Origin of the sequence: Paludibaculum fermentans (genome assembly GCF_015277775.1) — a bacterium.
GTDB classification, from domain to species: domain Bacteria; phylum Acidobacteriota; class Terriglobia; order Bryobacterales; family Bryobacteraceae; genus Paludibaculum; species Paludibaculum fermentans.
Genome location: NZ_CP063849.1, coordinates 2,099,648 through 2,112,538 on the forward strand (window position 1 = coordinate 2,099,648; position 12,891 = coordinate 2,112,538).

The 12,891-nt window shown below is 65.3% G+C and carries 8 protein-coding genes; 6 read left to right on the forward strand and 2 right to left on the reverse strand.

Translation table 11 applies throughout. The features are described from left to right. Positions 1-247 precede the first annotated feature (247 nt). Positions 248-1,525 (forward strand): hypothetical protein, encoded by a 1,278-nt coding sequence (locus tag IRI77_RS08340; RefSeq protein ID WP_194451613.1) that lies wholly within the window; start codon positions 248-250, stop codon positions 1,523-1,525. 17 nt (positions 1,526-1,542) lie between these two features. Here IRI77_RS08340 and IRI77_RS08345 read toward each other — a convergent pair whose 3' ends face one another. Further along, the gene (locus tag IRI77_RS08345) at positions 1,543-2,145 is read right to left on the reverse strand and encodes an FtsX-like permease family protein (protein WP_194451614.1); all 603 of its coding nucleotides are present in this window, start codon (positions 2,143-2,145) and stop codon (positions 1,543-1,545) included. Between the two features lie 52 nt (positions 2,146-2,197). Between IRI77_RS08345 and IRI77_RS08350 the strand changes: the two genes are divergently transcribed. The 5 genes from IRI77_RS08350 (at position 2,198) to IRI77_RS08370 (ending at position 11,587) form a co-directional block, all read left to right on the forward strand. Beyond that, a complete protein-coding gene (locus IRI77_RS08350) occupies positions 2,198-2,851 on the forward strand; it encodes a LysE family translocator (protein ID WP_194451615.1) in 654 nt (217 codons plus the stop codon). 79 nt (positions 2,852-2,930) lie between these two features. Continuing rightward, positions 2,931-5,585 (forward strand): ADOP family duplicated permease, encoded by a 2,655-nt coding sequence (locus IRI77_RS08355; RefSeq protein ID WP_194451616.1) that lies wholly within the window; start codon positions 2,931-2,933, stop codon positions 5,583-5,585. 21 nt (positions 5,586-5,606) lie between these two features. Beyond that, entirely contained in the window at positions 5,607-8,246 is a 2,640-nt protein-coding gene (locus tag IRI77_RS08360) for an ADOP family duplicated permease (RefSeq protein ID WP_194451617.1), read from the forward strand. Between the two features lie 21 nt (positions 8,247-8,267). Beyond that, positions 8,268-10,907 carry an ADOP family duplicated permease gene (locus tag IRI77_RS08365; protein WP_194451618.1) on the forward strand — a complete coding sequence of 880 codons (2,640 nt, stop codon included), beginning with the start codon at positions 8,268-8,270 and terminating at the stop codon, positions 10,905-10,907. 221 nt (positions 10,908-11,128) lie between these two features. Then, entirely contained in the window at positions 11,129-11,587 is a 459-nt protein-coding gene (locus tag IRI77_RS08370) for an EF-hand domain-containing protein (protein ID WP_267239391.1), read from the forward strand. Positions 11,588-11,598: 11 nt separating this feature from the next. On the opposite strand, the gene IRI77_RS08375 is transcribed toward IRI77_RS08370, so the two are convergent. Continuing rightward, on the reverse strand, positions 11,599-12,834 hold the full coding sequence (locus IRI77_RS08375) for a mandelate racemase/muconate lactonizing enzyme family protein (protein WP_194451620.1): 1,236 nt from the start codon (positions 12,832-12,834) through the stop codon (positions 11,599-11,601). Positions 12,835-12,891: the final 57 nt, after the last annotated feature.

The window sequence follows — 12,891 nt, forward strand, 5'->3', positions numbered from 1 at the left end:
ATAAACCGGCACTACTGCAATTCTGGGCCTTTTCCTACACCCGAGTTCAGTGGTTCACGGTGCATTTCACCGTCAAACGCATGCTATACTCTTGAAAGTAAAGACCCCCTTCGCGGCTATCCTGCCTCGGCGGGGTCCAGGTGAAGGTTACCAGTAACGGTCCCGTTAGCCCCTGGACAAGCGGTTCCGAGACGCGCTGAGGTGTGGACCGGGATGGTCCCGGCCGAAAGCTGCAAGGATTGGTTTGATGTCGACTTCCTCTGGCGCCCGAGATGCCCTCAATCCGACGGACCGGGCCAGAGTCGAGAGCGATCCCCGCTGGGCCGTCGTGCAGCGCATCCTCGCCTCCCCCGGATTCCAGAAGTCAGCCCGCCTTTCCGCCTTCCTGCTGTACGTCTGCGAGCGAGCCATCCTGGGCCGGGTGGACGAGGTGAGCGAGCAGCACGTCGGCAGCCACGTCTTCGAGCGGCCACCCGACTACAACGCCAGTGAGGACAACATTGTCCGCTCGCACGCGCGGCTGCTGCGGAAGAAGCTGGACGAATACTATGCCGACGAGGGCAGCCATGAGGCGATTCGGATCCAAATACCCAAGGGGGCCTATCTACCCGTCTTTGGTACAGTATCGGATCCGGTGCCGGAGGCGGCGCTGGAGATCGCGCCGGCGGTGCGCCCACGCCCTGACCTGCGCCGGTGGGCGGGCGTAGTCCTCCTGGTGGTGATCGCGGGCTACGCGCTTTACCGCTGGACCAGGCCGTCGCGCCCGCAGATCCTGGTGCGCCAGTTCTGGGGCCAGGTTTTTAGCGCGGAGCGGCCGACGATGGTGGTCTCTTCCGATACGGCGCTGGTCCTCTTCGAAGGCTATACGCACAGTTCGGTCACGCTGAGTGAATACCTCGCCCGGGATTTCTGGCAGAAGTTCCAACCTCAGCCGGACATTCAGGGGAACTGGATTTCCGGGCTGCGCGACCGTCCGTTCACGAACAACGTCGACCTGAGCTTCTGCTGGCGGCTGGCGCGGCAGCCGGACATCGATTTCCGGCGGGCGGTGGTCCGGCCGGCTCGCGAACTGGGGATGGCCGACCTAAAAGGATCCAATGCCGTCCTGATTGGAGCGCGCCGCGCCAATCCCTGGGTGGAGCTGTTCGACCAGAAGAACAACTTCCAGGGCCTCTTCACCGAAGAGATCCGGGACTACATCCAGAACCGGGCGCCGCACGGCTCGGAACTGCCGCTGTACCGGTGGAGCCGGGGGGCTAGCGCCACCCACTCCTACGCACTGATTGAGTTCAATCGCGGGCTGACCAGCAACGAACACGTCCTGATTCTCTCGGGGCTGAACACGCCGGGTACGGAAGGCGCGGCCGATTTCCTGCTGAACCCTTCGACCCTGGGCCGGTTCCTGGAGACCATCACGCTATCGGACGACCGCGTGCCGCATTTCGAGCTGCTGCTGGGCGTCGACAACATCAATGTCACGGCCCCGCGCGCGGAAGTCATGGCCTATCGGGTCCAGAAAGACTAAGCGGCCAGCCCGGAAGATTACTCGTGGCGAACGGCCAGTAGGGGGTCGATCCTCGTGGCCCGGTGGCCGGGCAGGAAGCTGGCCGCCAGCGAGACCAGCAGCATCAGCAGAGCCACGCAGGCAAAGGTGAGCGGATCGCGCGGGCTGATGCCGTAGATCAGGCTCGCAAACAGCGGTCCGGCCGCGAATCCGGCGGCAAATCCGGCGGCGATGCCGATGCCCGACAGGCGGAGGCCCTGCCCCAGGATGAGGCGCAAGGCGTCCCACCGCTGGGCGCCGATGGCCATGCGGATGCCGATCTCGCGGGTCCGGTGAACCATTGTGTAGGAGATGACACCGTACAATCCGACGGCGGCCAGGATCAGGGCAATCAGGCCGAGGCCGCCCACCACGGTGGCCGCCAACTGCTGTACATACATGTTTGAGCGGACGACCAGGCCGAGGGTGGAGAGGGTTAGCACGGGCGCCCGCCGCAGTTGCCGGAAGGCGTAGCGGGCGTCCTGGGCGATCACCTCCAGCGCGTGGCCACTCCCCATTTCGCGGCTCCTTTCCGCCAGCAAAGTCTGATTCCCGAACTGCCGTTGCGCCAGGTAGCGGGCTTCGTCAAGCGGCCGGTGCATGTTGTTACAGCGGACGATTACGTGCGAATTGGTCAACAATGGAAGGACGCCCATGCAACTGCTGCCTCCGCCCGCAGAACTGTTGATCTTCGTCACCGCCGCTGTCGTGCTGTTGGTGATTCCAGGACCGGCCGTGCTGTATATCGTCGCGCGCAGTGTGGACCAGGGGCGGCGGGCGGGCTTCGCTTCCTGCGCCGGGATCTCCTCGGGCGGGCTGGTGCATGTGCTGGCGGCGACCTTTGGCCTCTCTGCTCTGCTCGTCTCGTCCGCCATGGCGTACTCTGCCGTGAAGTATGCAGGGGCCGCGTATCTGATCTACCTCGGGATCCGCAAACTGCGGGAGAAGCCGGTGACCGGCGAGGTTGGCCATGCGGCACCGGCGAGCCTGCGCAGGATCTACGCGCAGGGGGTGGTGGTGCAGTTGTTGAACCCTAAGTCAGCGCTGTTCTTCTTCTCGTTCCTGCCGCAGTTTGTGAGCCCGGCGCGCGGTCCGGTGATGCCGCAACTGCTGGCTTTGGGCCTGCTGTTCGCCGCCATGGGGTTTGTGAGCGACTGCCTGTGGGCGTTCACGGCCGGAACGGCCTCGGGGTGGTTGCGCGGCAATCCGGCGTTCCTGAGGCACCAGCGGTATGTGTCGGGATCGGTCTATATCGGGCTGGGCCTGGCGACGGCGGTGAGCGGCTCGCGAGCGTCGATCCGCCACTGATCGGCGCAACTTGTTACAGCCCTCTTACTCAGACAGCTATATACTAGGACATCTGAGTATGAGGACAAGGTAACAGGGCATGTCATTCTGGACGCGCATCACGAATGTCTTCCGCGGAGAGCGGTTGAATCGAGACATCGACGAAGAGTTGGAAGCCCATGTGGCGGAGGCGGTGGTCGAGGGCCGGAATGAAGCCGAGGCCCGGCGGGCGTTGGGGGCCGCACTGCGGCTCCGCGAGGAGAGCCGCGATTTGCGGCTGCTGCCATGGCTCGATTCGCTGCGGGCGGATGCGGTGCTGGGGTGGCGGCAGTTGATGAAGCGCAAGGTCACTTCCGCTTCCGCGATCCTCTCGCTGGCGCTGGCCATCGGCGCCTGCACGGCGGCCTTCCGGCTGGTGGACGCCTTATTGTTGCGGCCGCTGCCGGTGGCCGAACCCGAACGCCTGTTTGCCGTCTCCTATGAGAAGCCGGGACGGGACGGACGGCCCGGTGTTTACGACAGTTGCTCGTATCCGATGTTCCAGCGCTGGCAATCCGCCCTGAATGGTCAGGCGGAACTGCTGGCGATCTCCTACCCCCAGCGGGTCGACCTGGCGTACGGTTCAGACCAGGAGATGGAGAAAGCCCACCGGCAGTACGTTTCAGGACGGCTGTTCCCTGCCTTCGGACTGCGCCCGGCGTTGGGCCGCCTGCTCTCAGAGGACGACGACCGGAAGCAGGGCGCGAGCCCCTACGTGGTGCTCTCATACGATTACTGGCAGCGGCGCTTTGGAGGGGACCCGGGCGTGATTGGCCGGAGCCTGCGCCTCGACGCCGGTTTCTTCACCATCGCCGGGGTCGCGGAGAAGCGTTTCACTGGGGTGGAGCCCGGCACGGTCACGGATGTCTTCGTGCCCATCACGATGAAGAACCCGGCCTCTCTGGGCAGCGCCAATTCATTCTGGTTCCACACGATGGTGAGATTGAAACAGGGCGGCGCGGCGGAACCCGTGCGCGACCTGCTTGCCGCTTCCTACAGAGCTTTTGAGGAGGAACGGCTGAAAGGTTCGTTCCAGGTGGCCAAAGCGGGCCCCGTGGTGGAGGCGACGCTGAACCTCGAACCGGCAGCGGCGGGCGCTTCGCGTATGCAGAGGGAATACCGGCGCCCGTTGACGGCGTTGAGTGTATTGGTGGCGCTGGTGCTGTTGATCGCCTGTGCGAACGTGGCGAATCTGATGACGGCGCAGGGGTGGGCACGAGGACGCGAGATGGCGCTACGCGTGGCCATCGGCGCGGGCCGTGGCCGGCTGGTGCAACTGGTCCTGGTGGAGGGCGCGTGGATCGCCGGGCTGGCGGCGGCAGCGGGTGGTGTATTCGCGGCGTGGTCGGCGCCGTTCGTTGTGAGCATGATCAATCCGCCGGACGATCCGGCCAGGCTGGTGCTGCCCGCGGATTGGCGGGTGTTCGGATTCAGCCTGCTGCTGACGCTCACGGTGACGATTCTGTTTGGAGCGATCCCAGCACTGCGGGCGGCGGCGGTGCACCCGGCCGGCGCGTTGAAGGGCGGCGCGGATCCGCACTCGCGACGCAGGGTGATGAATGCACTCATCGCCGCGCAAGTCACGTTCTGCTTCCTTGTCCTCTTCGTGGCCGGGCTGTTCGCGGCCACCTTCGACCGGCTGAACCGGCAGCCTGTCGGCTTCTCTCCTGATGGGTTGCTTGCGCTGGAAACAGTGGCATCGAGTCCGCAACTGCCGGCTTTTTGGAACCAGGTGGCCGACCGGCTGCGCTCAGTGCCTGGCGTGGAGTCCGTTGGAATTTCGGCCTGGCCGATGCTGACCGGCGAGATGCGGAACCACCGCATTTCCATAGGCGGCCACGCACCGGGGGACGCACTGGGCTTCACGCTGGCGGTTTCGCCCGGCTGGCTGGAAACGATGCGGATCACGATGCTGGGCGGCCGGGACTTCCGGCGCGAGGAGATGGACCCGAGCGTCGCGATCGTCAACGAGACGTTTGCCAGGCAGTTTTTCCAGGGCGAGAACGCGCTGGGCAAGTCGTTTGAAATGATCGAGGGCAAGGGCGTGCGGATCAGGGTACAGATTGTCGGCCTGGTGCGCGACGCAGCCTACCGCAACCTGCGGGAATCCATGCTGCCGGTGGCCTACCTGCCGTTCCAGACGACCGACCAGGAGGGCGCGCCGGCGCCGCTGACCCGGGGTACTTTCCTGGTGCGCAGCAGCCGCCGGGCGTTGATGGAGTTGGCTCCGGTACTGCGGCAAGCCGTTTCCAGCGAACGCAGCGAGTTCCGGGTCAGCAATCTGCGGACGCAGGCGGAGATCGTGCGGAGCCAGACCGTCAGAGAGCGGCTGCTCGCCATGCTGGCACTATTTTTCGCGGTGGTCGCCCTGGTGCTGGCGGGCGTCGGGTTGTACGGCGTGATGGACTACACGGCGCTGCAGCGGCGGCGCGAGATCAGCATCCGCATGGCGCTGGGCGCACGCGGAGGCGATATCGCGGTCCGGGTGACCTCGCAGATCTATTCGATGGTGGCGGTGGGCGCCACGGCCGGGCTCGCATTGGGCGTGGCGTCGGTCGGTTCCCTTGAATCGTTGTTCTACCAGGTGAAGGCCACTGATTTGCCGGTACTGGCCTTTCCGTCCATCGCACTGTTGGCCGCGGCGTTGCTGGCCTCGATGCCGGCTGTCGTCAGGGCGGTCCGCACCGATCCGGCCAGGACGCTGAGGGCGGATTAGGTAGCCGGGAAAGGAATCTCCATGTCGTTCTGGTTGCGGCTGTCGAACGTGTTCCGCGGAGAGCGGTTGAATCGCGAGATCGACGAAGAGTTGGAGGCGCACGTCGCCGACGCGGTGGCTGAGGGCCGGAATGTAGCCGACGCCCGGCGCGCGTTGGGGGCCGCACTGCGGCTCCGCGAGGAAAGCCGCGATCTGCGGCTGCTGCCATGGCTCGATTCGCTGCGGGCGGATGCTGTGCTGGGGTGGCGGCAGATCAGGAAGCGGAAGGTCGCTTCCGCGGCGGCGATTCTGTCACTAGGCTTAGCCATGGGGGCGTGCACGGCGGCGTTCCGGATCATCGACGCACTGCTGTTCAGGCCGCTGCCGGTGGCACATCCAGAGGAGTTGTACGCGCTCCAGCGCTCCGGCTTCGGGTTCACCGGCAAGTTCGAGACCGACGACGGCTGGGCGTATCCGGCATTCCGCCTGATGGCGGAGGCGGTGCGGGGCCGGGCGGAGTTGCTGGCGTTGGGCTCTGTCGAGCGGGTGGATGTGAGCTTTGCATCTGAGGACGACATCGAGAAGGCCAATGTGCAGTATGTCTCGGGGCGGATGTTTGTGTCGTTCGGGTTGCGGCCCGCGGTGGGGCGCCTGTTCGGCGGCGCCGAGGACGATCTGTCGCAGCCACAGCCCTATGCGGTGCTATCGCACCATTACTGGACGCAGCGCTTCGGAGGGGCCGCCGACGTGGTGGGCCGGAAGGTGCGGATCGGGACGAAGGTCTTCGAGATTGTAGGTGTGTCGGGTCAAGGGTTTACAGGTACCGAGCCGGGCTCGGAGGCCGGCATCTTCCTGCCGGTGACGATGCACACCGGAGCACGGGAGGCGGGCTGGACCTGGATGCGAACGCTGGTGCGGATTCCGCCCGGCACGGCGCCGGAGCAGATTGTTGCCCGGGTGGCCGCAGTGTCGCGGGCGTTCGAAGAGAATCGGGCGAAGGGCTACCGGGGCCTCACGCCGGCAAGCATCCAGCGGTTTCTAGACCGGAAGGTTGAGATAAGACCCGTGTGGGCTGGGGTGTCGTCGCTGCAGAAGGAGTACCGGCGGGCGCTGCAGGCGATGGCGGTGCTGGTGGCGCTGGTGTTGCTGATCGCCTGCGCGAATGTGGCAAATCTACTGGCGGCGCAGGCGGCGGCGCGCGCGCGGGAGATGGCGTTGCGGGTCTCCATCGGCGCCGGGCGCGGCCGGTTGGTGCAGCTTGTGCTGGTGGAGAGCGGCCTGATGGCAATATTGGCGGCGGCGGCGGGCGGCGCATTCGCGGCCTGGGCCGCGCCGTTTGTGGTCTCTCACATCAACCTGCCCGACGATCCGGCACAACTGGCGATGCCGGTGGACTGGCGGGTGACGGGGTTCGCCTTTGCGCTGACGGTGCTGGTGGCGTGCCTGTTCGGGCTGGCGCCGGCGCTGCGGGCATCGGGGGTGCAACCGGCCAGCGCGCTGAAGGGCGGCTCGGATCCGCACTCGCGGCGCCGGCTCATGTACGGCCTCATCGCGCTGCAGGTGACGTTCTGTTTCGTGGTGCTGTTTGTTTCCGGGCTGTTTGTGGAGACGTTCCACAAGCTGTCGGAACGGCCGATGGGCTTTGTGCCCGACGGGTTGCTGGTGGTGGATGCGACGCCGAAGCAGCCGCAGCTTCCGGTGGTGTGGGAGGAGCTGACCGGGCGGATCCGGGCGTTGCCGGGCGTAGAATCGGCGGCGACGTCCTGCTGGCCGCTGATCGGCGCCATTGGTTGGAACGGTTTCGTGTCGGTTCACAATGGGCCGCCAAGCTCCGTGCCGGCGTACATGCTGGCGGTGTCGCCGGGCTGGCTGGAGACGATGAAGATTCCGCTTCTCGACGGCTCGGACTTCCGGCCGGACGCCGTGGCGCCGGGCGTGGCGATCGTCAATGAGACATTTGTGAAGACCTTCTTCCCCGGCGAGCGGGCATTGGGCCAGACGTTCCGGCGAGTCAGCGATCAGTTCCAAATTGTGGGGATCGTGCGGGATACGCCGTACCAGGGGCTGCGCGCGCCGACGCCGCCGTTGGCCTTTTTCCCGCAGCATGAGCTCGACAAGAAGGGCGAGTTGCGGCCGGTGCGCAGCATGTCGTTCTTAGTGCGGGTGAAGGGGGATGCGCCGCTGGGCCTGGCGCCCGCGTTGCGTGCGGAGCTCGCCCGGGCGCGGCCGGATTTCCGCGTGACCAACGTCCGAACGTTCCAGGAGATACTCGACGGCCAGACGCTGCAGGAGCGGCTGCTGGCCCTGCTGGCGCTGTTCTTCACTGTGGTGGCGCTGCTGCTGGCGGGCGTGGGGCTGTATGGCGTGCTGGATTACTCGGTGCTGCAGCGGCGCAAGGAGATCGGCATCCGCATGGCGATCGGCGCGCGGGTGGGCGACATTGGGCGGCTGGTGACGGGGGCGACGCTGCGGATGGTGCTGGCCGGATCCGCGGCGGGCGTTGGGTTGGGTTTGGGCGCGGCGCGTTGGATTGAGTCGCTGCTGTTTGAGGTGAAGGCGTCGGATCCTCGGATGCTGGTGCTGCCGTGGCTGGTGATTGTCGTGACGGCGCTGGTGGCCTCGATGCCGGCTGTCGTGAGGGCGGTCCGCACCGATCCGGCCAAGACGCTGAGGGCGGATTAGGTAGCAGGGAAAGGAAACTCCATGTCGTTCTGGTTGCGTCTGTCGAACGTGTTCCGCGGAGAGCGGTTGAATCGCGAGATCGACGAAGAGTTGGAGGCGCACGTCGCCGACGCGGTGGCTGAGGGCCGGAACGAAGCCGAGGCCCGGCGGGCACTGGGGGCCGCACTGCGGCTCCGCGAGGAAAGCCGCGATCTGCGGCTGCTGCCATGGCTCGATTCGCTGCGGGCGGATGCGGTGCTGGGGTGGCGGCAGATCCGCAAGCGGAAGGTCGCTTCCGCGGCGGCGATTCTGTCACTGGGACTGGCGATCGGCTCGTGCACAGCTGCCTTCCGTATCATCGACGCGCTGCTGCTGCGGCCTCTGCCAGTGGAGCGTCCGGGCGAGTTGTACGCGTTGACGCGCACGGGCTTCGGCTTCGACGGGAAGTTCGACGTGTCCTACGCCTGGGCTTATCCCTCCTTCCAATTGATGTCGAAGGCGGTGCGGGGGCAGGCGGAGTTGCTGGCCCTCGGGTACGTCGAGCGCGTTGATCTCACTTATTCGACGGATGGGGAGATGGAAAAGGCCAATATCCAGTATGTCTCGGGGCGGATGTTCCCGTCGTACGGTCTGCGGCCGGCAGTGGGCCGCCTGTTCAGCGGCAATGAGGACAACATGGCGCAGCCGCAACCTTTCGCCGTGCTCTCCTACGATTACTGGTCGCGGCGTTTTGGGCGGGATCGCGGCGTGGTGGGCCGGCAGCTGCGCATCGGCGAGAAGGTTTACGAAATTGTGGGGGTATGCGGCGAGTCGTTCACCGGCACTGAACCGGGCAGGGTGACCGGTGTATTCCTGCCGGCGACGATGTATGCAGGCGCAAGAGAAGAGGGTTGGACCTGGCTGCGGACCATGGTCAGGATTCCTCCAGGCCAAGCGTTGGGACCGATCCGCGACAGGCTGGCCGCGTCATCGCGAGCCTTTGAGGAGAATCGGGCCAAAGGGTTCGAAGGAATAACGCGCGCAAACATCCAGCGGTATCTCGACCGGACGGTTGGGCTGCAGCCTGCCTGGGCCGGGCTGTCCAACCTTCAGTTGGAATACCGACGCGCCCTGGGCGCCATGGCCGTGCTGGTGTTGCTGGTGCTGCTGATCGCGTGTGCGAATGTCGCCAACCTGATGACCGCCCAGGCGGCGTCACGGGCGCGGGAGATGGCGCTACGCGTCTCGATTGGCGCGGGCCGCGGCCGCCTGGTGCAACTGGTGCTGGTGGAGAGCGGCCTGATCGCGGTGCTGGCGGCCCTGACCGGCGGAGCGTTCGCCACCTGGGCGGCTCCCTTTGTCGTCGGCAGAATCAATCGGGCGGACAACCCGGCCCGGCTGGACATGCCGGCGGACTGGCGGGTGATGGCCTTCGCCTTCGCACTGACACTGCTGGTGACCGGCCTGTTCGGACTCGCCCCGGCGCTGCGTGCTTCCGGCGTGAAACCGGCTGCCGTTCTGAAGGGCGGCTCGGATCCGCACTCACGGCGGCGGTTAATTCATGGTTTGATCGCGCTGCAAGTCACCTTCTGCTTTGTCGTGCTGTTTGTTTCCGGACTGTTCGTGGAAACCTTCCGGCTCCTTTCGGAGAGGCCGACAGGATTTGCAGCCGAGCGGCTGCTGGTGGTCTATGCAACGCCAAAGCAACCCCAGCCTCCCGCTGTGTGGGACGAACTGGCCCGGCAATTGAGGACAGTGCCGGGCATCGACGCCGTGGCGTCGTCTGCCTGGCCTCTGTTGGACGGCATGGCCTGGAACAACTTCGTGTCGGTGCATGGTGGTCCACCGAGTTCCGAGCTCGCCTACTTCCTGGCCGTCTCACCCGGCTGGATGGAGACGATGAAGATCGCATTCCTGGAAGGATCGGACTTCCGGCCGGATGCCGCGTCGCCTGGCACCGCGATCGTAAATGAGACGTTCGTCAAGACTTTTCTCCCGGGAGAACGGGCGCTGGGCCAGACATTCCTGAAATTCCGCGACCGATTTCAGATTGCCGGAATCGTGCGGGATACCCCCTACAAGGGACTGCGCGGTCCAGTGCTACCGCTGGTCTTTGTCCCGCAGCATGAACTGGACAAAGATGGCCAACTCATGCCGATCCGGCAGATGGCGTTTCTGGTCCGGACCCAGAGCGACCGGCCGTTTGCGCTGGCCGGGTCCCTGCGTTCGGAGATGCGGCGGCTGCGGCCGGATTTCCGTGTCACCAACATCCGCACGCAGCAGGAACTGATTGAGGGGCAAACCCTGCGGGAGCGGCTGTTGGCCCTGCTGGCGGTCTTCTTTACCGTGGTCGCGCTCTTGCTGGCCGGGGTGGGGCTGTACGGGGTGCTGGACTATTCGGTGCTGCAGAGGAGGAGGGAGATCGGGATCCGGATGGCGATTGGAGCTCAGGCGGCGGACATCGGCCGGCTGGTGACTTCGGTGTCGTCGAGGATGTTGCTGGCCGGTTCGGCGGCGGGCATCGTTCTAGGTCTGATATCGTCGCGGACGATGGAATCGCTGTTCTACGGAGTGAAGGCGACAGACCCGAGGATGCTGCTGCTGCCCTGGCTCGTGATTGCCGGGACTTCGATCATCGCGGCGGTACCCGCGGTGATCCGGGCGGTGCGCACCGATCCGGTGACGAGCCTGCGGATGGAGTAGGCGGCCAAAAAGCTGGCAGGTCGCTGACTTTACACGACTTAACAATACGAAGGGTCAATTCGGCTCGAACTCATCGGGGCCTCGTCGACAAGAAGGGTAGAGAAGCTCCGATCCAGACACGATCCGCCTTCTCGGAAAGATTGAGCAGTTCCATGATCAGTTTCGTTGGAAGCGCAAATTCAGCATACGATTCACTGTCCTCGACGGAGACGCGTTCGAAGATGGTCGATCAGATGTTCGAGAAAGTTGACGTGAACCGGGACGGCAAGATCACGAAGGACGAACTATCGAATTCGATCGAGTCCGACTCATCCGCCAGCAGCAAGAAACTCAGTGCAGACCAGATCTTCCAGGTCCTCGACTCGGGCGGCAAGGGCTACATCACTAAGCAGGATGCAGCCGACGGCCTGGAAAAGATGGCCCAGAAGATGGAGCAAGGAGGCGGAGCCCCGCCGGCCGACGGGGGGAAGCAGGGGTCCGGCGGCTCAGGATCCGGCGGCGGCAGCTCCAGCAGCACCACCTCCTCCTCTTCGAGTAGCGAAGTCTACGACCCGAAAGACACCAATCAGGATGGAAAGGTCTCGATGCAGGAAGAGGTCGCCTATGCCTTGAGCCAGTACACCAAGGCGGAGAAGCTCCAGACAGCCCCGCAGGAGACCTCGACGACGACCTACGCGTAGCCCGGGCCGTTCTACCAGTTGGTCACAGACCCATCCGGCCGCCGGTAGATCGGCGTCGGCTGGGTGTTCTCCGTGATCTCCGCCAGCAACGTGAGCTGTTTGGTGTCGACCTCCACGCCAAGACCGGGCCGGTCGTTCGGCCATAGCTTGCCGTCGCGGAAGTCGAATGCCTTGGGCAGGTAGGGCGTGCCGCTGATGGCCACGCGCGGCAGCATCTCCATCAGCGCGGGTCCCGAGAACGAGCCGCACAGGTGGACGAGGGCCGCTTCGGAGATGGGTCCTGTAAAGTGCGGGATCAGGCCGACGTAGTGCGTTTCGCACAGAGCGGCGATCTTGACGAACTCCGTAATGCCGCCGACATTGGGCACCGTGGCGCGGCAGTAATCGATGAGGTGGCCTTCGATCAGCTCGTTCATGTCCCAGCGGGAGCCGAACTGCTCGCCCACGGCGATGGGTACCTTGGTCAGCCCGCGCAGGGTCTTGTAGACCGCCGGGTCTTCCGAGCGCACCAGATCCTCGACGAAGTAGGCGCCTAGTCCTTCGATGAGCCCAGCCAGGCGCACGGCGTCGGTCATGTCGAAGCGAGTGTGGAAGTCCACCGCCCAGCCGCCGTCCTTCCCTGCCCCTTCGCGCGCATCGCGGCACATCTGGGCGGTGCGGTTCACCATCTCGAAACGGTCGTAGGGCTGGCTGTCGGCCGGGCCGACGCGGAAGGCGCGATAACCGTCCTTGATACAGGCGGCGGCGGTTTCCTTCAGCGTGGCTTTGGGCGGATAGCTGGTGGCATAGCACTCGATATGTTCGCGGGTGAGGCCGCCCAGCAACTGGTAGAGCGGCACGCCGAGAGCCTTGGCCTTGAGATCCCACAACGCCATGTCGATGGCGCCGAGGGCATGCAGCTTCTCGCGGCCGGCCGGATAGAAATAGCCACGAAACAGGACCTGCCAGATCTCCTGGATGCGGAAGGGGTCCATGCCGATGATGGCCGCCGCGCACTGCTCCAGCGTGTCCTTGGCGCCGCCTTCGCCGATGCCGGTGAGTCCGGCGTCGGTCTCGATCATCACCACGTTGGTGCTCTGGTTGAAGAGACCGGGCACCTTGCTCTTGCGCAGCGCCGCGTCGCCGCCGGTGCCGTAGTAGAGGACGCGTTTGATCTTCATGCCGGACTTGCGCGCTGGCGCCTGGGCGGCCGCGGCAAGGGACGAGGCTCCGGCGGCTGACGCGCTCAGGAACGATCTGCGTTTCATGGATTCAGCTCCTCCAACGGATGATGCGGACGAGGCACGGGGGCTCCGCGAACAGAT

Coding starts and splice junctions, on each gene's coding strand:
- IRI77_RS08340 (WP_194451613.1), top strand. CDS start 248: ATGTCGACTTCCTCTGGCGCCCGAGATGCCCTCAATCCGACGGACCGG.
- IRI77_RS08345 (WP_194451614.1), bottom strand. CDS start 2,145: ATGCACCGGCCGCTTGACGAAGCCCGCTACCTGGCGCAACGGCAGTTC.
- IRI77_RS08350 (WP_194451615.1), top strand. CDS start 2,198: ATGCAACTGCTGCCTCCGCCCGCAGAACTGTTGATCTTCGTCACCGCC.
- IRI77_RS08355 (WP_194451616.1), top strand. CDS start 2,931: ATGTCATTCTGGACGCGCATCACGAATGTCTTCCGCGGAGAGCGGTTG.
- IRI77_RS08360 (WP_194451617.1), top strand. CDS start 5,607: ATGTCGTTCTGGTTGCGGCTGTCGAACGTGTTCCGCGGAGAGCGGTTG.
- IRI77_RS08365 (WP_194451618.1), top strand. CDS start 8,268: ATGTCGTTCTGGTTGCGTCTGTCGAACGTGTTCCGCGGAGAGCGGTTG.
- IRI77_RS08370 (WP_267239391.1), top strand. CDS start 11,129: ATGGTCGATCAGATGTTCGAGAAAGTTGACGTGAACCGGGACGGCAAG.
- IRI77_RS08375 (WP_194451620.1), bottom strand. CDS start 12,834: ATGAAACGCAGATCGTTCCTGAGCGCGTCAGCCGCCGGAGCCTCGTCC.